The 18,821-nt window shown below is 66.1% G+C and carries 15 protein-coding genes and 1 tRNA gene; 8 read left to right on the top strand and 8 right to left on the bottom strand.

Features of this window, described 5'->3' with window-relative positions:
- Window positions 1–88: 88 nt before the first annotated feature.
- From ACMVO5_RS06550 to aroC, 6 genes are all read left to right on the top strand, one after another.
- Window positions 89–1,045, top strand: a complete 957-nt coding sequence (locus ACMVO5_RS06550) for a DUF808 domain-containing protein (RefSeq protein ID WP_416909247.1) — start codon at window positions 89–91, stop codon at window positions 1,043–1,045.
- Between the two features lie 11 nt (window positions 1,046–1,056).
- Entirely contained in the window at window positions 1,057–1,551 is a 495-nt protein-coding gene (locus tag ACMVO5_RS06545; protein ID WP_416909246.1) for a hypothetical protein, read from the top strand.
- A gap of 129 nt (window positions 1,552–1,680) precedes the next feature.
- Window positions 1,681–2,613, top strand: a complete 933-nt coding sequence (locus ACMVO5_RS06540; RefSeq protein ID WP_416909245.1) for a DnaJ C-terminal domain-containing protein — start codon at window positions 1,681–1,683, stop codon at window positions 2,611–2,613.
- Between the two features lie 7 nt (window positions 2,614–2,620).
- Window positions 2,621–3,484 (top strand): YihY/virulence factor BrkB family protein, encoded by an 864-nt coding sequence (locus tag ACMVO5_RS06535; RefSeq protein ID WP_416909244.1) that lies wholly within the window; start codon window positions 2,621–2,623, stop codon window positions 3,482–3,484.
- 10 nt (window positions 3,485–3,494) lie between these two features.
- Window positions 3,495–4,298, top strand: a complete 804-nt coding sequence (fabI, locus tag ACMVO5_RS06530) for an enoyl-ACP reductase FabI (protein ID WP_416909243.1) — start codon at window positions 3,495–3,497, stop codon at window positions 4,296–4,298.
- Entirely contained in the window at window positions 4,295–5,365 is a 1,071-nt protein-coding gene (gene aroC / locus ACMVO5_RS06525) for a chorismate synthase (protein WP_416909242.1), read from the top strand. Before fabI ends, aroC begins: the two co-directional genes overlap by 4 nt.
- On the opposite strand, the gene ACMVO5_RS06520 is transcribed toward aroC, so the two are convergent.
- On the bottom strand, window positions 5,362–6,138 hold the full coding sequence (locus ACMVO5_RS06520; RefSeq protein WP_416909241.1) for a LytTR family DNA-binding domain-containing protein: 777 nt from the start codon (window positions 6,136–6,138) through the stop codon (window positions 5,362–5,364). The two genes, aroC and ACMVO5_RS06520, sit on opposite strands and share 4 nt — an antisense overlap.
- A 159-nt stretch (window positions 6,139–6,297) precedes the next feature.
- On the opposite strand from ACMVO5_RS06520, the gene ACMVO5_RS06515 reads away from it, so the two are divergent.
- Both ACMVO5_RS06515 and ACMVO5_RS06510 read left to right on the top strand, forming a co-directional pair.
- The gene (locus ACMVO5_RS06515) at window positions 6,298–7,818 is read left to right on the top strand and encodes a flavin monoamine oxidase family protein (protein ID WP_416909240.1); all 1,521 of its coding nucleotides are present in this window, start codon (window positions 6,298–6,300) and stop codon (window positions 7,816–7,818) included.
- Between the two features lie 24 nt (window positions 7,819–7,842).
- Complete coding sequence (locus ACMVO5_RS06510; RefSeq protein WP_416909239.1) at window positions 7,843–10,062, top strand: TonB-dependent receptor; 2,220 nt, start codon at window positions 7,843–7,845, stop codon at window positions 10,060–10,062.
- 22 nt (window positions 10,063–10,084) lie between these two features.
- On the opposite strand, the gene hrpB is transcribed toward ACMVO5_RS06510, so the two are convergent.
- From hrpB to ACMVO5_RS06475, 7 genes are all read right to left on the bottom strand, one after another.
- Complete coding sequence (gene hrpB / locus ACMVO5_RS06505) at window positions 10,085–12,556, bottom strand: ATP-dependent helicase HrpB (protein ID WP_416909238.1); 2,472 nt, start codon at window positions 12,554–12,556, stop codon at window positions 10,085–10,087.
- A 24-nt stretch (window positions 12,557–12,580) separates the two neighbouring features.
- Window positions 12,581–12,656: transfer RNA gene (locus tag ACMVO5_RS06500), tRNA-Glu, on the bottom strand.
- A 59-nt stretch (window positions 12,657–12,715) separates the two neighbouring features.
- The gene (locus ACMVO5_RS06495; RefSeq protein WP_416909237.1) at window positions 12,716–14,089 is read right to left on the bottom strand and encodes a class II 3-deoxy-7-phosphoheptulonate synthase; all 1,374 of its coding nucleotides are present in this window, start codon (window positions 14,087–14,089) and stop codon (window positions 12,716–12,718) included.
- Between the two features lie 38 nt (window positions 14,090–14,127).
- A complete protein-coding gene (gorA, locus tag ACMVO5_RS06490; RefSeq protein WP_416909236.1) occupies window positions 14,128–15,471 on the bottom strand; it encodes a glutathione-disulfide reductase in 1,344 nt (447 codons plus the stop codon).
- An 81-nt stretch (window positions 15,472–15,552) separates the two neighbouring features.
- Window positions 15,553–16,347 carry a thermonuclease family protein gene (locus ACMVO5_RS06485; RefSeq protein WP_416909235.1) on the bottom strand — a complete coding sequence of 265 codons (795 nt, stop codon included), beginning with the start codon at window positions 16,345–16,347 and terminating at the stop codon, window positions 15,553–15,555.
- Window positions 16,348–16,356: 9 nt separating this feature from the next.
- The gene (locus ACMVO5_RS06480) at window positions 16,357–17,646 is read right to left on the bottom strand and encodes an adenylosuccinate synthase (protein WP_416909234.1); all 1,290 of its coding nucleotides are present in this window, start codon (window positions 17,644–17,646) and stop codon (window positions 16,357–16,359) included.
- A complete protein-coding gene (locus ACMVO5_RS06475) occupies window positions 17,647–18,774 on the bottom strand; it encodes an ATP phosphoribosyltransferase regulatory subunit (protein ID WP_416909233.1) in 1,128 nt (375 codons plus the stop codon).
- Between the last annotated feature and the right edge of the window lie 47 nt (window positions 18,775–18,821).

The raw sequence follows: 18,821 nt of genomic DNA, 5'->3' as shown, positions 1-18,821 counted from the left end.
GCAAGGGGCGGGGCGACCGTCGCCTCTCGGCGCTTGCTCCATGGCCGGTGGCACCGTAACAGGGGCTACCCTCGCAAATAGGATGGTAATGGCCGCCGGACTGCTCGCTCTGCTCGACGATATTGCCGTCATCGCCAAGGTCGCCGCAGCCTCGGTCGATGATGTGTCCGGCATGGCCGCCAAGGCCAGCGCCAAGGCGGTGGGCGTGGTTGTGGATGATGCTGCGGTCACGCCGCGCTATGTGACCGGCTTTTCGGCCGCGCGCGAGCTCCCGATTGTGGCCAAGATCGCGAAGGGATCGCTGCGTAACAAGCTGCTCATCCTGCTTCCGCTCTGCATGGCGCTGGCGGCCTTTGCGCCCTGGGCAATCACGCCTTTGCTGATGGCGGGCGGCACCTTTTTGTGTTTCGAAGGCGCTGAAAAGCTTCTGGATCTGATCCGACCGCATGATGAAGCCAAGGCGGTCACGCTCGAAGCCGACCCGGCGGCGCGCGAGCAGACCATGGTTGCCGGCGCGATCCGCACCGATTTCATTCTTTCGGCCGAGATCATGGCGATATCGCTGGCGACGGTCAGCGACGCCGGGCTGGCAAGGCAGGCCGTGGTGCTGGCCGTTGTTGGCATCGCCATCACCGCCCTTGTTTATGGTGTGGTGGCGTTGATCGTGAAGGCTGACGACATGGGCGTTGCCCTTTACCGCAATCCGGGTTTCACGGGCAGTTTCGGCCGCGCCGCCGGGCGCCGCATCGTGTTGACCGTGCCCAAGCTGCTGGGTGCGCTGGCGACCATCGGCATGGCGGCCATGCTCTGGGTGGGAGGTGGCATCGTGCTGCACGGATTGGAGGAATTTGGTCTGGGTGCCCCCTCGCATCTGCTGCATGACGCCGCTGCGGCTGCCAGCGGTGTGAGCGGCTGGCTCGGGCCGGTGCTCGGCTGGCTTGTTGGGGCAACGGGGGCGGGCGTGTTCGGGCTTGCGCTCGGTGCGCTGGTGGTGGCGTTGCTGCATCTTCGCACCGCGACGCGCGGGTCGGCAGCCGAGCATTGATGGCAAGCCGCGTGCGTTCCCTGTTGCTGACCTCGCTGCTGGCCTTGCTGTTGGCGGCGTGCGAGACCCCGCCGGAGAACGGCTGGCGGCCGCTGCCCGACGATGCGGCCGATGCGGTGCGCATCGTTCCCGCAGATGGCCGGTCGCATCGGGTGGAGGTGCAGGGCGGTGTCATCATCCAGCCGGTGCCGGCCGCCGATGGCAGCGGCTTCGACCTTGCTGGTGTGCCGCTCTATCCTGGCAGCCGCTACAGTGAGGTAAGCTTGCGGCGTGCGCCTTCGCGCCATCCGGATGGCATGCGGCTGTTCATCAAGCTGCCCTTCACCGCGCCAGACCCGGCGAAAGAGGTGCTTGATTATTACGCCGCGGCCTTTGCTGACAAGGATATGCCGAGCCAGCGTGACGGCGAGATCCTCAATGTGGCGCTTCCAGAGGCGCATTTGACGATCGCCATGTCGACAGAAGGTGGCACGAGCAGCGGCGAGCTTCGCTTGCGGCGGAAATAGCGTTCAAGCCGCGGTTCAGCATCGTTGACGCGCTGCTGGCGCCAGCTTCGTCTACTGCTATGCTCACCCCGACCTTGCAGCGGCGGCGCAGCCTGCACATGTTGAGGGGACGAAGGGCACAGGAACACCATGAGCAATACGGACCCCTACAAGATTTTGGGCGTGGCGCGCGGCGCCAGTGACGCCGACATCAAGAAGGCCTATCGCAAGCTCGCCAAGGAGAACCATCCGGACCGCAATGCCGACAACCCGGCGGCGCTGGAGCGGTTCAAGGCGGCGAGTGCTGCCTATGAAATCCTCTCCGACAAGGATAAGCGCGGCCAGTATGACCGTGGCGAGATCGACGGGCAGGGCAATCCCACCGCTTTTGGCGGCGGGGGCTTTGGTGGCGGCTTCGGGGGTGGCTATCGCAGCGGCGGAGATCCGTTTGCCCGTGGCGGCGCCAGCGGCCGTGCGGCGGGCTTTGAATTTGGCGGTGACGATCTGTTTTCCGAATTGTTTGGCGGGCTGGGGGGCGGCGCACGCGCCAGGCGGGCGCCGCAGCGCGGTGCTGATGTGGTCTACAAGCTCAGCGTGCCATTTGAGGATGCAGCCACGCTGGCGCCGCAGCGCGTGACGCTGCGCGACGGCAAGACGACCGAGATCCGCCTGCCCGCCGGCTTCAAGCCCGGCATCCAGCTGCGGCTTGCCGGCAAGGGCGAGCCCGGCCCGGGCGGACCGGGTGACGCGCTGATCACGCTCGATGTCAGCCCGCACAAGGTGTTCAAGCGCGACGGTGACGATGTCCGGCTCGACCTGCCGATCACCTTGGGCGAAGCGGTGCTCGGTGCCAAGGTGCGGATGCCCACCGTGGAAGGCGCGGTGTCGCTGACGGTGCCGCCGGGCACCACGTCGGGCAAGGTCTTTCGGCTGAAGGGGCGCGGTTTCAGCCGCCCCGATGGCGGGCGGGGTGACCAGCTTGTGACCGTTCTGGTCGATCTGCCGGGTGATGATGAAAAGCTGAAGGCGTTCGTCAAGGACTGGTCCGACCCGCGGACGATTCGTGCGGGACTGGGCGTTTGATCGCGGTTTGACCCGGCTGGCGCACCTGCTGGCGGTGTTGCGCGCCGCCTTCGCCTCGCTCTGGCGCGAGGGATTTTCGCACGCTGGCAACCTCGCCTATCTGTCGCTGCTGGCGCTGCTGCCGTTTTTCGTGCTGGTGGCCTCGGCCGCTGGCGCGCTGGGCCGCACCGGCATGGGCGCGCGGCTGGTGCGGACCGTGCTGGCAGCCGTGCCGCCCGATGTCGCACGATTGCTGGAGGGACCGGCGCGGGAAGTGATCGAGCGCCCGGCATCGGGCGGTCTGGTGACGCTGGGCATCCTGCTCGTGCTGTGGACGGTGACGACCTATGCCGAGGCGGTGCGTGATGTCATCCGCCGCGCGCATGGGGCGGAAAAGCGGCTGCCGGTCTGGCGCTACCGGCTGCTGTCGCTGCTGGTCGTGCTCGGCGGTGTCTTGCTGATGATCGTCGCGCTGGCGGGGCAGGTGTTGCTGACGGGTGCTGAAACCTTCATGCGCGCGCTTCTGCCGAGCGGCACCGAGATGGTCGCCAGTCTGGGGGTAAACCGGTTGCTGCCGACTGCTGCGCTGTTTCTTGGTCTTGCCCTGGCCTTTGCCGGGCTGACGCCAAGGCATGTCCGGCGTGCTCGCTGGATCTGGCCGGGCGCGCTGGTGACGACCCTGCTCTGGATCGGCGCGACGCGGGCGATGCCGGCGGTGCTGGGTCTGCTCGCGGGCACGTCGATTGCTTATGGTTCGCTCAGCAGCGTCATTGTCACACTGCTGTTCTTCTGGGTTCTGGGTCTTTGCCTTGTGTTTGGCGCCCATTTCAACGCGGCACTGGCGAAGGCGGGCAAAACCCGGCTAAAGGGCGGAGGAGACAATTGGGGATGACGGACGGCCAATGGCAGGATTGATGCAAGGCAAGCGCGGGCTCATCATGGGCGTCGCCAATGATCGCAGCCTCGCCTGGGGCATTGCCAAGGCGATTGCGGACCAGGGCGGCGAACTGGCCTTTTCCTATCAGGGCGAGGCGCTGGAGAAGCGAGTGCGCCCGCTGGCGGAATCGCTCGGGGTGGCGCGTCTGTTTGAATGTGATGTGTCGAGCGATGCCAGCATGGATGCGATGTTCGCAGCGCTGGGCGCGGACTGGCCGACCATCGATTTTCTTGTCCATGCCATCGGCTTTTCCGACAAGAATGAGTTGCGCGGTCGCTATGTGGACACCAGCGCCGCCAACTTCGCCCAGACGATGAACATCAGCGTCTACAGCTTCACCGCGGTCGCCAAACGGGCGCTGCCGATGATGCCCGAGGGCGGCAGCCTGCTGACGCTCAGCTATTATGGCGCGGAGAAGGTGATCCCGCACTATAATGTCATGGGTGTCGCCAAGGCAGCGCTTGAGACGAGCGTGAAATATCTTGCCATGGACCTGGGGCCGAACAAGGTGAGGGTCAATGCGATCAGCGCCGGGCCGATCAAGACGCTGGCGGCGAGCGGCATCGGCGACTTCCGCTACATCATGAAGTGGAACGAATATAACAGCCCGCTCCGGCGCAATGTGACGATCGAGGATGTGGGCGGGGCGGGGCTTTACCTGGTCTCCGACCTTGCTTCGGGGGTGACCGGCGAGGTTCATCATGTCGATGCCGGCTACAATGTCATCGGCATGAAGGCGGAAGACGCGCCGGATATTTCGGTCGCATGAGCCTCAACAGCTTCGGCCATCTGCTGCGCTTCACCACCTGGGGCGAGAGCCATGGGCCGGCGATTGGCGCCGTTGTCGATGGCTGTCCGCCGGGGCTGTCGCTGGCGGAAGGGGATATCCAGCCCTTTCTCGACAAGCGCCGGCCCGGCCAGTCGAAATTCACTACCCAGCGGCAGGAGCCGGACCAGGTGCGGATCCTGTCCGGCGTCTATGAAGGGCTGACCACTGGCACACCGATCAGCCTGATGATCGAGAATGTCGACCAGCGGTCGAAGGATTATTCGGATGTGGCGGCCAAATATCGCCCGGGCCACGCCGACTATGCCTATGATGCCAAATATGGGCTGCGTGATCCGCGCGGCGGCGGGCGCTCATCGGCGCGCGAGACGGCCAGCCGTGTGGCGGCGGGCGCGGTGGCGCGCAAGATCATCCCGCAGGTGGCGATCACCGCCTATCTGGTCGAGATTGGTGGCATTGCCATCGACCGCAGCCGGTTTGATCTGGCTGAAATTGACCGCAACCCCTTCTGGTGTCCCGATGCCGTGACCGCCGATATCTGGGCGGAAAGGCTTGATGCCGCGCGCAAGGCGGGTTCATCGCTGGGCGCCATTGTCGAGTGCATGGCCACCGGGGTGCCGGCCGGCTGGGGCAGCCCGCTCTATCACAAGCTGGATGCGCAACTGGCCAATGCGGCGATGAGCATCAACGCGGTGAAGGCCGTGGAGATCGGCGATGGCTTCGCGGCCGCCCGGCTGCGCGGGGAGGAAAATGCGGACCGGATGCGGCCCGGCGAAAATGGGCCGGAATTCCTGTCCAATCATGCTGGCGGCATTGCGGGGGGCATTTCGACGGGCCAGCCCATCGTGGTGCGCATGGCGCTGAAGCCCACCAGCTCAATCCTGACGCCGGTGGAAACCATCACCAAGGATGGCGAAGCGGCTGAAATCATCACCAAGGGCCGCCATGATCCGTGCGTGGGCATCCGTGCGGCGCCGGTGCTGGAGGCGATGGTGGCGCTGGTGCTGGCCGATGCGATGCTGCTGCACCGCGGGCAGACGGGCCGCTAGGCGAGGAGGCCAGCGCGCTGCGCGTCGAGCTTGTAGGTACGACCGACGGGCACGCGCAGCCCGTTTGACAGGACAAGCTGGCTGCTGGTGCTGAGATGAGGGTCAATGGCGCCGCTGGCCACCCACCATGAGCGGTGCACCCGCTTGCCAGGCAGAGCCGAAAGGGCGCTGACTGCATCGCCGAAGCGGTGATGGACAAGGTCTTCGCCGCGCGTGGTGTAGACGCGGATGAAATGGGCTTCCGCCTGAACGGCGAGGATCGGACCGCGGACTTCGGGGCGGAGCTTGGCGATCAGGGGGTCGAGGGATGGTGGGGCGGCGGGGGCATCTGCGGGCTTGTTTGGCGTTTCGCCAAAGCCGAAACGCGGCACGCCGAAACGGAACAGCATATAGTTGAATGAGACCCAGAACAGCATCGTGCCAGGTGTGGCGGCGATGCCCTTGGCGACGGAATAATCGCGGATCTCTGCCCAGCCCTTGCTCGAATAGCCCATCTGCTGAAACAGCTCATAGACTGCATAATAGCCCGGAATCATGAACACGCCCGAGGCGAGCACGCCGAGCGCCAGCAGCGGGATGAGCGGCAGGCGGTTGCCGGTGATGCGCTGGACGGCCAGCGTCGAGACATGACAGGCGACCCAGCAGACCAGCGCCAAAAGGCTGCCGCCAAGGGCCGAGACAAGGCGGGGGGCGCTGCTGAAGGACTCGATGCCGGCCCATCCTGACATGAAGCCGGCGATAATCGGCAGCCAGAGCACATGCAGGGAGGCCATTACCGGCGGCATATTGCCGGGTTCCTCGCCCTGCAGAACTACACCCTCAGCAGCCATCACCCGAACCTCGCCCCCAATCAATGGCACTGGTGCAGTCACCAATGTCATTCGTGAAACAGAACGCGACCTCCCAGCCCCGAGGCCGCTACCAACTGTCGCATGATAGACGATCGCAAATCTGCCAGCAACTACGCTGCTACCGGCGTCAACCGCCGCACTGCCACCGCTCTTTTGGGTGGCGCTGCTTTGCTGCCGCAAGCGGCGCGCGGCCAAGGCACGGCGATGGAGCGCGCCGATGTTGTCATCATCGGGGGCGGTCTGGCGGCCTTGCAGGCCGGGCTGACGCTTCTGGAAGCGGGCGCCAGCGTGATTGTGCTGGAGGCGACGCAGCGGGTCGGTGGCCGGGTCTATACGGCGCGCACCGCGCCGCTGCGCCCGGAGTATGGCGCCAGCCAGATCGGCCGTTCCTATGCGCGGGTGATCGATCTTTGCCGGCGCTTCGGCATTGCGCTGGTGCCAGAGGATCGCACCGTGCTGCCGATGTCCAACCTGATCAACGGCCAGTGGGTGAGGTCCGAGGACTGGGAGGCGTCGAACGCCAACAAGATGGTTGGTGAGGAGCGCGCGCTGCTGCCTGTTTCCGTAGGTCACAAGTTGATGGAGAAACATAATCGCTTGACCAGCCTTCAGGATTGGCTGGACCCGGCTTTTGCCGATCTTGATGTCAGTCTGCGCACGCTGCTGACGCGCCATGGTCATTCGCCGGAAGCGCTGCGTCTCGCCGATTTCTCGACCGCGGGGGATGATGTCGATTCCGCGTCAATGCTGGCGCTCATGCAGGAACAGGCGCGCCAGCGCTTCGACCTCAGCTTTGGCGAGAATGAAGCCGAGCCAGCGGTCATGGGCTTTCAGAAGAACGTCAAGCCCAAGGGCGAACTGGCGACCATCAACAATATTGAGGGTGGGACGTCGCGGCTTACCGACGCCATGGCGGCTGCGCTGGGCGACCGGCTGCGGACTCGCGAAATGGTGCAGCGCATCGACATGGACGAGGGCGGCGCCGAGGTGCGTTGTGCCGGCGGCAACAGCTACCGGGCGCGTCATGTGATTGCGGCAGTGCCGTTTACGGCGCTGCGCAAGATCGTCATCACGCCGGACTTGCCGCCGCTGCAGCGCGAAGCGGTGAACAGGCTGCGCTATGGCCATACCACGCGCGGCTTTGGTGTGATCAATAAGCCATTCTGGGAGGAAGACGGGCTGGAGCCAAGCTTCTTCACTGATGGGGCAATTCGCATGTTCTGGGCCTTGAAGCCGAAGGCAGGCGAGGATTTCCACCGGTTCATGCTTGTTTTTACTGGCGCGTCTGCGGCGCGCATCGACCAGCTGCCCGAGGCGGAAGCGGCGGCCTTTGTGGCTGCCGAGCTGGCGCGGATCCGCCCCTCGATGGCCGGCAAGACAAGGCTTGATGCCTGGTATGGCTGGGGCCGGGACCCGATGATCGGCGGGTGCCGGCACGTGTTCGCGCCCGGTCAGGTCATGCGCTTCGCCGCCGACATGATCACGCCGCACCGGGTGTTGCATTTCGCCGGCGAGCATACGCGCCGCATCGATTTCGGAATGGAATCGGCTCTTGAGAGCGGGGAACGCGCAGCTTTCGAGATCATCGAGCGGATGAGTTAAGCGATAAACAGGGGGGTATTCGCCATGACCAGAACCATCACCACCGCATTGCTGCAAGTCTCCAGCGTCATCGCCATGGGCGCAGCCGCGCCGAGTCTGGCGCAGACGTCAGCCGACAATATGGCATCGACGGAGATCATCGTGACGGCGCGTCGTCAGGAGGAATCTCTGCAGGATGTTCCACTTTCGGTCGCAGCGTTCGACAAGGGGGTGATCGAACGTTTTGATATTTCCGACCTGTCCGATCTCGCGCGGCGCACGCCAAACTTCAGCTATTCAGCCAACCTCAGCCTGGGCACCGGGGTGCCGGTCATCCGCGGTGTTGGCGCGCCGCGCACCGGTGCGGTCCAATCGGTTGGAATTTTCATCGATGGCATCGATACCGGCAACTCCTCGGGACTCAATCTTCAGACGTTCGATGTTGAGCGGATCGAAGTGGTGCGCGGGCCGCAGAGCACCCAGTTCGGCCGCGGGGTGCTGGGCGGCGCCATCAACTATGTCTCGCGTCGTCCCAATCTGGACCGTCTCGAACTTGAAGCGCAGGCCGAGCTTGCCGAATATGGTCAGTATCGCTTTGAAGGCCGGGTCAGCGGCCCTGTCGCCGACGGCGTCGCCGTTTCGCTTGCCGCCCAGCGTCGCAATCTGGACGGCTTCTACCGAAACAATCTCTCTGGTGCTGATACTGGTGGCGGCAATAGCACGATTGTCGTGGGCGGTGCCCGCGCCAAGTTCGGCAGCGACAAGCAGGGCGACATCTATCTGCGCGCCGCCTACAACAAGGAGAATTATGGTGCCCCCGCATGGCATCAGATCCCCAGCAATACGCAGACAGGGCCGGCGGCCAGTCAAGTCTGGTTTCTCGGTCAACTGACCGGTGACCCGGCGCTGGTTTCTCACAATGCCGACAATTATCGCGGTCTTGATGTTGAGTATGTCCGTACCGGGTTGGTGTTCGAGTATGATTTCGGCGGCGTCGTGCTCTCGACGCTCACCAGCTACAACAACGGCACGCAACTGCTCGATGCAGATAATGATTTCACGTCCCAGCCCGATCTCATTCTTGGCAACAATATATTTGGCAACTTTCGCGCCTACTTGCTTACCGACCTTGAGGATTATAGTCAGGAGGTTCGGCTGCGTTCAGATGGCGACTCGCGGCTTTTCTGGCTCGTGGGGGGCTATTTCCGCGAGGAAAAGTTTCGCCAGCAGGACTTTTCACCGGTTGGTGCCAATGGTTCGTCCAACGTCCTTTCAACTGTACCGAACCGTCTTGATCGCGATACCCGGACGCTGGGCCTGTTCGGATATGTTGGGGTCGAACTTTCGCCGGGCCTCAAGATCACCCAGGAGCTTCGGTATTCCGAAGACCGCGTCGATGAGTCTTCGACCCCGCGAAGCACCGGCATCACGGGAAGTTTCGGTGCCAAATTCACCAATTTTCTGCCGCGCACCATCATCGAATATGCCGCGTCGCCAGACCATCTGCTCTATGCCAGCGTTGCCAAGGGCAACAAGCCAGGCGGCTTCAACAACAGCGCAGGCGCGGGCTTTTCGCCTGTTCCCGACGATCTGAAGTTCTTCGACGAAGAAGAAGTCTGGTCCTATGAAGCCGGGTTCAAGAGCAGCTGGCTGGACGGTCGGCTGCGTCTCAATGCAGCAGCCTTCTACCTTGACTGGTCGAATATTCAGGTCAATTCACAAATACTTGTTGGCGGCCTTCCTGTCGGTCTGACGGTTAACGGTGGAGAGGCTGACGGTTTCGGCTTTGAAGCCGACCTCCAGTTTCGGGCAAGCCGCAACATCGAGTTTTACGGCGGCATCGGCTATTCGCCTGTCCGTGTCATCGATTTCACCGACAGCCGTATCGATCGTGCTGGCCTGATGACGCCCGACCGTGCTCAGGTCGCGGGGAGCCCCGACTGGACCGGCAATATCGGAACTGTCTTGACGGTGCCGGTCACCGAGCGGACCAATGCCTTTCTGCAGGCTGACCTCACACACCGCAGCACGACCTTCGCGACTGAAGCCAACCTCGCCGAGACAGGCGCGCAGACACTGGTTTCGATGCAGGCCGGGCTGGTCAGCGGCCCTCTGCGCTTTACCGCCTTTGTGAACAACTTGTTCGACAACAAGGTGATCGATTCCGCGCGCGCCTTTGTTGATCCAACAAGTTTTCGGCGAACCTTCATCGCCCAGCTGCCAGCGCCGCGTCAGTTCGGCCTGCGTGTCGCCTTCAGATATTGAGCGTGCTTCGGCGCGTAGATGCTCAGCTGCGCGGTTTGGCGCGCAGGGTCGGGGCGGCGCTGGCGGGGTCTTCGGGCCAGGGGTGTTTGGGGTAGCGGCCGCGCAGGTCGCGGCGCACATCCGACCAGCTTCCCGACCAGAAGCCGGGCAGGTCGCGCGTCACCTGCACCGGCCGGCCGGCGGGTGAGGTGAGCCGCAAGGTGAGCGGGACGCGGCCCTCGGCCAGCATCGGGTGGCGGGCGAGGCCGAACAGCGCCTGCACGCGGACATCGACGGCCGGGCCGCCTTCGGCGCCATAGTCGATGGTGTGGCGGCTGCCGGCCGGTGTCTCGAAATGGGTGGGCGCGAAGCTGTCGAGCCGCTGGCGGGCGGACCAGTCGAGACGTGTGGCGAGGGCTGTGGCCATGGCGCTGTCGTCGAGCGCGGTGAGGCGGCGCTGGCCCGCCAGCAGGGGCCGGAGCCAGTCATCGAGCCGCGCCGTCAGCATCGCATCATCGAGCGGGTCGATGGCCAGTCCGGCGCTCGCGGCGAAGCCGGCGCGGGCGCGGAGGCCGGCTGCCAATGGGCCCCAGGTGATCAGCTCAAGCCCATGCTGGCGCACCGCGTCGAGCATGGCCGCGATGATCTCGGCGTCGTCGAGGTCCCCGATCGGCTGGCTGGCGAGTGTGATGCTGCCCAGCCGCCGTTCGGCCACGCCCTCGACGCGCCCCAGCGCGACATTGAAACCGAGGCGGCGCGCGCTGCTGATCCTGTCTGCCATGAGGCGCATCAAACTGGCCTCGTCGATGGCAGCCGCGCACAACACCCGGGCGCCGGCGGCGCTGCCGGCGGCGTCGGCAACCACGATCCACTCGGCGCGCGCCAGCGGGTCGTCTGCCGCCAATATGACGGCCCGGCCATTGGCCATGAGATAGCGGGTCATGCCGTCCTGCGCCCCGCCGCTCCGCCGCCGCGCCACCCGCTCGGGCCAGGCTAGCGCCAGCAGCTGGCCGCTCTGGTCGGCATCGGCCGGGCTGGCCGTGCCGCTGCATTTTGCTGCCCAGCCGCGCGCCAGCCGCCGGGCGGCCTCGGCCCGGTCGCCGCGGTCGCGCCGCCAGCCGCGCAACCGGTCGTCGGCGTCGATGCCGCTGCCGCCCAGCCCGCGCTCGCCGACCAGCACGGCCAGCTCGGCTGCGGCCATGCCCCAGCCCAGCGCGGCGCCCTTGATCAGCATCTGGCCAAGCCGGGGCGGCAGCGGCAGGGCAGCGAGCGCCTCGCCGTGCGGCGTCACCTTGCCATCGGCATCGAGTGCGCCGAGCGCGGTCAATTGCGCGGCCGCCTCGCGGACGGCCGCTTCGGGGGGCGGGTCAAGCCAGCGCAACTGGCCACGCAACTGCTCGGGCGTGCGAATGCCCCAGCGCGCGCATTCGAGCACAAGCGCGCTGAGATCGCTCTCGAGGATTTCGGGTGGTTCTTGCGGCAGGCGGCCAGCGGTTTCAGATGCGTCCCAGAGGCGGATGGCAACGCCCGGCGCGGTGCGGCCGGCGCGGCCGGCGCGCTGGATGACGGAGGCCTGGCTGGCGCGCTCGGTGACCAGCCTGACCAGCCCGGCGCTGCGGTCGAAGCGCGGCCGGCGGGCCAGCCCGGCGTCGATGACCACACGCACGCCGTCGATGGTGATCGAGGTTTCGGCGATGGCTGTTGCCAGCACCAGCTTGCGGCGGCCCGGCGTTGCGGGCGCGATGGCGGCGCGCTGGACGCTGCCGTCCAGGCCACCGTGGAGCTGGTGCAGTGTCACATCGTCGGCAAGCCGGTCCTCGAGCCGCGCCGAGACGCGCCGGATGTCGGCGACGCCGGGCAGAAAGACCAGCACCGAGCCGGGTTCGCTGGCGAGCGCGCCGAGAATGTGGCCGGCCACTGCGTCTTCCAGCCGGACACGCGGCTCGCGCCCGACATGGCGGATCTCAACCGGGAACATGCGGCCCTGACTCTCGATGCGAACCAGCCCGTCGATGATCTGGTCATGGCGGGCGCCTTCGAGCGTGGCCGACATCAGCAGCAGCCGGAGATCGGGCCGCAGAGCCTCGCGCGCTTCAAGCGCCAGCGCCAGCGCGAGGTCGCTGTCGAGGCTGCGTTCGTGCACTTCATCGAACAGCACTGCCATCACGCCAGAAAGCGCGGGATCGGTGACCAGCATGCGGGTGAAGATGCCCTCGGTGACCACTTCAATGCGGGTGGCTGCGGATATGCGACTGTCCATCCGCGTGCGGTAGCCGATCGTCTCGCCGACGCTTTCACTGCGCAGAGACGCCATCCGCTCGGCAGCCGCGCGCGCCGCCAGCCGGCGCGGGGAGAGCAGGATGATGCGCCCGCCCTGCGCCCAGTCTTCGTCGAGGAGGGCCGGGGCGATGCTGGTGGTCTTCCCTGCACCGGGCGGGGCAATGAGCACGACCGGCTGGTTTTCGGCCATGGCGGCCCGGAGCGCGGGGATGATCTCCGCAACAGGCAAGGCCATGGCGCTGCACCTCAACAGAGCGGCTGGTGATCCCTACGGGACTCGAACCCGTGTTTTCGCCGTGAGAGGGCGACGTCCTGGACCGCTAGACGAAGGGACCGTTGGTCGAAAAGACCTTGAGCGATGGTGTGGGCGGGATGGGCGGTTGCGGGCGACCTGTCAAGCCGCCCGTGCGGGCTTGGCCTCGCGCTCGGCCTTGATCGCTTCGGCGAGCAGAAATGCAAGCTCGAGCGACTGGCTGGCGTTGAGCCGGGGATCACACTGGGTTTCGTAGCGCGCCGACAGCCCTTCATCGGTGATGGCGATGGCACCGCCGGTGCATTCGGTCACGTCCAGCCCGGTCATCTCGATATGGATGCCGCCGGCATGGGTGCCCTCAGTGCGGTGAACGGCGAAGAAGCTCTGCACCTCGGCCAATATCCGGTCGAACGGCCGGGTCTTGAGACCGCCTGCGGCCTTGACCGTGTTGCCGTGCATGGGATCGCATGACCAGACGACGCGGCGGCCTTCCTTTTCCACAGCGCGGATCAGGCGCGGCAGATGAGCCTCGACCTTGTCATGGCCGAAGCGGGTGATGAGCGTCAGCCGGCCGGGCCGGTTTTCGGGGTTGAGCGTGTCGATGAGGCGCAGCAGATCATCGGGCTCAAGGCTCGGCCCGCACTTCAGCCCGAGCGGATTGCCGACGCCGCGCAGGAATTCGACATGGGCGGAGCCGGCGAAGCGCGTGCGGTCGCCGATCCAGAGCATGTGCGCCGACGTGTCGAACCAGTCACCTGTCAGGCTGTCCTGCCGGGTCATGGCCTGCTCATAGCCGAGCAGCAGCGCTTCATGGCTGGTGAAGAAGCTGGTGCCCTTCAGTTGCGGAACGGTCTCGGGCGAAATCCCGCAGGCTTCCATGAAGTCCAGCGCTTCGCCGATCCGGTCAGCCAGCGCGCTATATTGCTCGGCCCAGAGCGAACGGCCGGTGAAATCAAGGTTCCACTTATGGACCTGGTGCAGATTGGCATAGCCGCCGCTGGCGAAGGCGCGCAGCAGGTTGAGCGTGCCCGCCGACTGGAGATAGCCGCGCAGCATCCGCGCCGGGTCGGGGGTGCGGGCTTCGGCGGTGAAGCTGTTGTCGTTGACATTGTCACCGCGGTAGCTGGGCAGGCTGACGCCGTCGCGCTCCTCGGTGTCGCCCGAGCGCGGCTTGGCGAACTGACCGGCCATGCGGCCGACCTTTACCACCGGCAGCTTGGAGGCGAAGGTGAGGACAACGGCCATCTGCAGAAGCACCCGGAAGGTGTCGCGGATGGTGTTGGGGTGGAAATCGGCGAAGCTCTCCGCACAGTCCCCGCCTTGCAGCAGAAAGGCCTTGCCGGCTTCGACATCGGCGAGCTTGGCAGTCAGATCCCTGGCTTCACCGGCGAACACCAGCGGCGGATAGGACTGCAGCTCGCGCTCGACGGCGGCGACGGCCTCAAGGTCGGGATAGGTGGGAAGCTGGCGGGCTTCGTGGCTGCGCCAGCTCGAGGGGGTCCAATTGCTGTTCATGGCGGGGTCTTTGCCTTTTCATGCGCGGTTTCGCAAGCTCAGCGCATCAGCACCAGTTCTTCCGACATGGTGGGATGCAGGGCGATGGTGTCGTCGAACTGGGCTTTGGTGAGCTTCGCCTTGACGGCGATGGCCACGGCCTGGAGAATTTCGGGCGCATCCGGGCCGATCATGTGCGCGCCGACCACGACATCGGTGCTGGCATCGACGATCAGCTTGTAGAGGGCACGCTCGTTGCGCCCGGCCAGCACATTCTTCATCGGCCGGAAATCGCTGGTGTAGACACGCACGCTGCCGCATTCGTCACGCGCCTGCGCCTCGGTCAGCCCCACCGAGCCGAGCGGCGGATTGCTGAACACGGCGCTGGGAATGCAGCGATAGTCGACGCGCCACGGCTTGTTGCCGAACACGCTGTCGGCAAAGGCATGGCCCTCGCGAATGGCCACCGGCGTCAGCTGCACCCGGTTGGTGACATCGCCGACGGCGTGGATATGCTTGATGTTGGTGGCGTTTGCCTCGTCCACCAAGATGGCACCGAGCGCGCCGGTCTCGACGCCAGCGGCCTCCAGCCCGAGGCCCTCGGTATTGGGCACGCGGCCTGTCGCCCAGAGCAGCTGATCGGCGTCTTGCGTGCCGCCGTCGACGAAGTGCAGGCGCACGCCGCTCTCGGTCTTTTCGATGCGGCTGAGGCGGCAGTTGAAGCGGAAGTTGAGGCCCTTGGCGAGCGAGATGGTGAGCAGCCGGTCGACCAGCGCCGGTTCCCATTCGCGCAGGATCTTGTCCGAGCGGTTGAGCAGGGTCACGCTGGTGCCGAATTCGTGGAACACGCCGGCGAACTCGTTGGCGATATAGCCGCCGCCGGCGATGATCATCGACTTTGGCAGGCGATCGAGATGGAAGATCTCGTTGGAGGTGATGCCATGTTCGGCGCCCTCGACATCGGGAACCGCGGGCCGCGCGCCGGTGGCGATGAGGATGTGGCCTGCCGAGACGGTCTTGCCGCCGATGTCGACGCGGTGCGCATCGACGAAGCGGGCATGGCCCTCGATCACCGTGACCTCGTGCGAGGCGAGCGTGTTCTTGTAGAGCCCGTTCAGCCGGTCGACTTCGGCGAGCACATTGTCCCTGAGCGTCGGCCAGTCGAAGGCCTTGCCCTGAAGCTGCCAGCCGAAGCGTTCGGCATCGACCAGATCTTCGGCGAAATGGGCGCCGTAGACGAGCAGCTTCTTAGGCACGCAGCCGCGGATGACGCAGGTGCCGCCGACCCGATATTCCTCGGCCACCGCCACTTTTGCGCCGTGACCGGCTGCAATGCGCGCCGCACGCACGCCGCCCGATCCAGCGCCGATGACCAGCAGATCATAATCGTAGGTGCGTGACATATCCCGGAACAACCTTCTGATGCGATGGGCGTGGGATAGGCTGGCTGGCGCAGCTTGGCCAATTGAAAAGCCTGTTCAGCCTTATCGAGAGCCCGCGAGGCCAGCGAGCCAAAGCCCGGCGAGCATGCCGATCTGAACACCGGCGCACACGATCAGCACAGTGTGGAAGCGGCCTCGCCCGAACGGCCGGTCGATGACGAGGGCAGCGGCCACCATCCCGGGCGCGGCCCCCGTGATCGCCAGCGCCATCAGCCATGCCGGGCCTGGTGCCGGGTCTTCTGCCGATGTCCAGAAGCGCGGCGCAGTGCGCCTGCTCGCCTTTTGGTGGCGCTGAAACGCAAATACGCCAAAGCAATTGTAGAGGGCGAGCAGCAGCGCCGCCAGTGGCCACCAGCTGTAGCTGTTCCTTTCGGTTGCGATCGGGCCGCCTGCTGTTGCGGCCCAGCGCTGGGGGACCGACGTGCTGCCGATGTCGCTGCCTGCCGCGACGGCGTTTTCGGGCAGCAGGCTTGGTCCGTTGCAGTCGAGACGGCCGTAGCGCTCCACGGCATGGCCTGCTGCCACCATCGCGCAGGCCAGATCCTCGCCGTCGGCCGTGCAGCGCACCACGCGGCGGCCATAGGCGTCGACATCCTTTTCCTCGCAGCGGATTGTGCGGCCTTGCGTCAGGCTGCGCAGATAATCGCGCGCCGCATAAGGGTCGCCGGGCGTGCATTGGCGGCCGGGCCGGCAGGCGCCCGGCATTTCGGGGGCGTCGATCGCATGCAGCCGCATCGCACGCTCCTGACCGGCGCAGCGGATGGCGTCGCCGTCGTGATGGGTCGGGCTTTCACAGGTGAAGGCAAGGGCGGCGGCCAGAACAAGCGATGCGGCCACCGCAGCACCTCAATCGAGGAAGGGATCGCGCACGAGGATGGTGTCTTCGCGCTCGGGGCTGGTGCTGACCAGCGTCACCGGGCATTCGGTCAGCTCCTCGATGCGGCGGATATATTTGATCGCCTGTGCAGGCAGGTCGGCCCAGCGCCGCGCGCCGGCGGTCGATTCGCTCCAGCCCTCGAAATTCTCATAGACGGGCACCACGCGCGCCTGGTCATGCGCATGGGCGGGAAAATGATCGAGCGTGCGGCCATCGAGCGTATAGCCGGTGCAAAGTTGCAATGTCTCGAAGCCGTCGAGCACGTCGAGCTTGGTGAGCGCGATGCCGGTGATGCCTGAGGTGGCGATGGCCTGGCGCACCAGCACGGCATCGAACCAGCCGCAGCGCCGCTCGCGCCCGGTCACCGTGCCGAATTCGCGGCCGACCGTTCCGAGCCGCTTGCCGATGGCATTGTCCTGTTCGGTCGGGAAGGGGCCGCTGCCGACGCGCGTCGTATAGGCCTTGGTGATGCCGAGCACATTGCCCATGGCGCTGGGGCCGAGGCCGCTGCCAGCGGCGGCCTGTCCCGCGACGACGTTGGAGGAGGTGACGAAGGGATAGGTGCCATGATCGACATCGAGGAGCACGCCCTGCGCGCCTTCGAACAGGATGCGCGCCCGGCTGGTGCGCGCCTGCGCGAGGCGCTGCCAGACCGGCTGGACGAAGGGGGTGACGGCAGGCGCGATCTCGGCCAGCGCGGCGATCAGCGCATGGGCATCGACCGGCGCGGCATTGAACCCGGCGCGCAGCGCGTTGTGATGCGCCAGCAGGCGTTCGAGTTGTGGGCCGATCTTGTCAAGATGGGCGAGGTCGCAGACGCGCAGCGCCCGCCGGCCGACCTTGTCTTCATAGGCCGGACCGATGCCGCGCCGCGTGGTGCCGATCTTGCCGGCGCCCATCGCATCCTCGCGCAGGCCGTCGAGATCGCGGTGGAGCGGCAGGATCAGCGGGCATTGCTCAGCCACCGCCAGATTGTCGGGGGTGATGGTGACGCCTTGGCCGCGCAGTTTTTCGACCTCGGCGGCAAAGTGCCAGGGATCAAAGACCACGCCGTTGCCGATGATGCTGAGGGTGCCGCGCACGATTCCCGAGGGCAGCAGCGAAAGCTTGTACGTCTGGTTGCCGACCACCAGCGTGTGCCCGGCGTTGTGACCGCCCTGGAAGCGGACCACGACGTCGGCGCGCTCGGCGAGCCAGTCGACGATCTTGCCTTTGCCTTCATCGCCCCATTGGGCGCCGATCACGGTCACATTGGGCATTCAGTCCTGATCCTTGCTGCGTGGCCTTGCGACCCCGTTCTCGAAGATATGCGTGCATCCGGCCGGCGTGCAGGCCGGGCAGAGCGCGGCCACGGTGGCAAAGCCCCTGGCGCGCAGGGCAGCCCCATCGGCGGCTGCGGTGCCGAGCGGCAGAAAGACCCGCGAAGGATCCTGACGCCCCAGCCCGGCGCTGACCAGGCTGTCGAGATAAAGCGAAAAGCCGAGTGCCGCCTCCTGCCGCCCGTCTGGGTGCAGCAACGAATAGCTGCCGCCCCGGCCGATTTCGAACGGCAGCCCGGAGGCGAAAAAGGAAAAGCCGAGCCATGACTGATATTCGAAACCATGCCGCTCGGTGGGGTCGAGCGTCACCGTGACCGGCAGGCTGGCGAGGCTTTCGACCACTCCGGCGAGCGCGTCGAGCTTTGCGGGCGCGACTGGAAGGGTGCGCAGGATGTCAAGCGCGCGCGGCGCTGGGCCGGCGGCAGCGATCAGCGGCTCATAGGCGCCGGCACCTGCAGCGCGCAGGCTGGCGGCATCCTTGCCATCAAGCAGCGCCTGCAGCTGGGTCAGGCTGGCGCTGCCCGCTGGCAGGCCGGCGGCATGAAGCTCGGCGACCAGCGTGGGCAAGGTCAGGTCGAGGCTCAATCCGGCCGCGCCGGCTGCCCCGAGCGCATCGACGGCCAGCGTCAGCATGGCCTGGGCCGCGGCGGCGTTGTCGAGCCCGATGAGCTCGGCGCCGATCTGTAGCGACTGTCGTTCGGGCGCGAGCTGGGTGCCGCGCACACGGAGCACCGGCCCGGCATAGCTCAACCGCAGCGGGCGCGGGCTGGCGGCCATGCGCGTGACCGCGATGCGGCCGACCTGGCCCGTAATGTCCGAGCGGAGCGCCAGCGTGTGCTGGCTGACCGGATCGGTGAAGCGAAGCAGCTCGCGCCGGGCCGACGAGGCGAGGCGGGAGCCAAGGCTTTCCTCATATTCGACGAGCGGCGGGCTGACCCGCTCATGACCATGGGCCGCAAACACCGCCATCAACTCTGTGCACAGCGCCGCCTCCGCCTCGGCCATCGGCGGTAGCAGGTCGTGCAGGCCTTCGGGCAGAAGGCCGGGCGGGAGGGTGGAGGCAGTCATCAAGCGCCGTTTAACAGGGCGGCACGAAATGAGAAGGGGTTGCCATG

The organism is Polymorphobacter sp. (assembly GCF_048007885.1).
Classification (GTDB): domain Bacteria; phylum Pseudomonadota; class Alphaproteobacteria; order Sphingomonadales; family Sphingomonadaceae; genus Sandarakinorhabdus.
This window is presented reverse-complemented; position numbering and strand designations above follow the sequence as displayed.

Excerpts from the sequence above, each read along its gene's own strand:
- gorA (WP_416909236.1), bottom strand. The coding sequence starts at position 15,471 with ATGTCACGCACCTACGATTATGATCTGCTGGTCATCGGCGCTGGATCG.
- ACMVO5_RS06520 (WP_416909241.1), bottom strand. The coding sequence starts at position 6,138 with ATGGCCTCCCTGCATGTGCTCTGGCTGCCGATTATCGCCGGCTTCATG.
- ACMVO5_RS06550 (WP_416909247.1), top strand. The coding sequence starts at position 89 with ATGGCCGCCGGACTGCTCGCTCTGCTCGACGATATTGCCGTCATCGCC.
- ACMVO5_RS06495 (WP_416909237.1), bottom strand. The coding sequence starts at position 14,089 with ATGAACAGCAATTGGACCCCCTCGAGCTGGCGCAGCCACGAAGCCCGC.
- hrpB (WP_416909238.1), bottom strand. The coding sequence starts at position 12,556 with ATGGCCTTGCCTGTTGCGGAGATCATCCCCGCGCTCCGGGCCGCCATG.
- ACMVO5_RS06475 (WP_416909233.1), bottom strand. The coding sequence starts at position 18,774 with ATGACTGCCTCCACCCTCCCGCCCGGCCTTCTGCCCGAAGGCCTGCAC.
- ACMVO5_RS06515 (WP_416909240.1), top strand. The coding sequence starts at position 6,298 with ATGATAGACGATCGCAAATCTGCCAGCAACTACGCTGCTACCGGCGTC.
- ACMVO5_RS06510 (WP_416909239.1), top strand. The coding sequence starts at position 7,843 with ATGACCAGAACCATCACCACCGCATTGCTGCAAGTCTCCAGCGTCATC.
- aroC (WP_416909242.1), top strand. The coding sequence starts at position 4,295 with ATGAGCCTCAACAGCTTCGGCCATCTGCTGCGCTTCACCACCTGGGGC.
- ACMVO5_RS06540 (WP_416909245.1), top strand. The coding sequence starts at position 1,681 with ATGAGCAATACGGACCCCTACAAGATTTTGGGCGTGGCGCGCGGCGCC.
- fabI (WP_416909243.1), top strand. The coding sequence starts at position 3,495 with ATGGCAGGATTGATGCAAGGCAAGCGCGGGCTCATCATGGGCGTCGCC.
- ACMVO5_RS06480 (WP_416909234.1), bottom strand. The coding sequence starts at position 17,646 with ATGCCCAATGTGACCGTGATCGGCGCCCAATGGGGCGATGAAGGCAAA.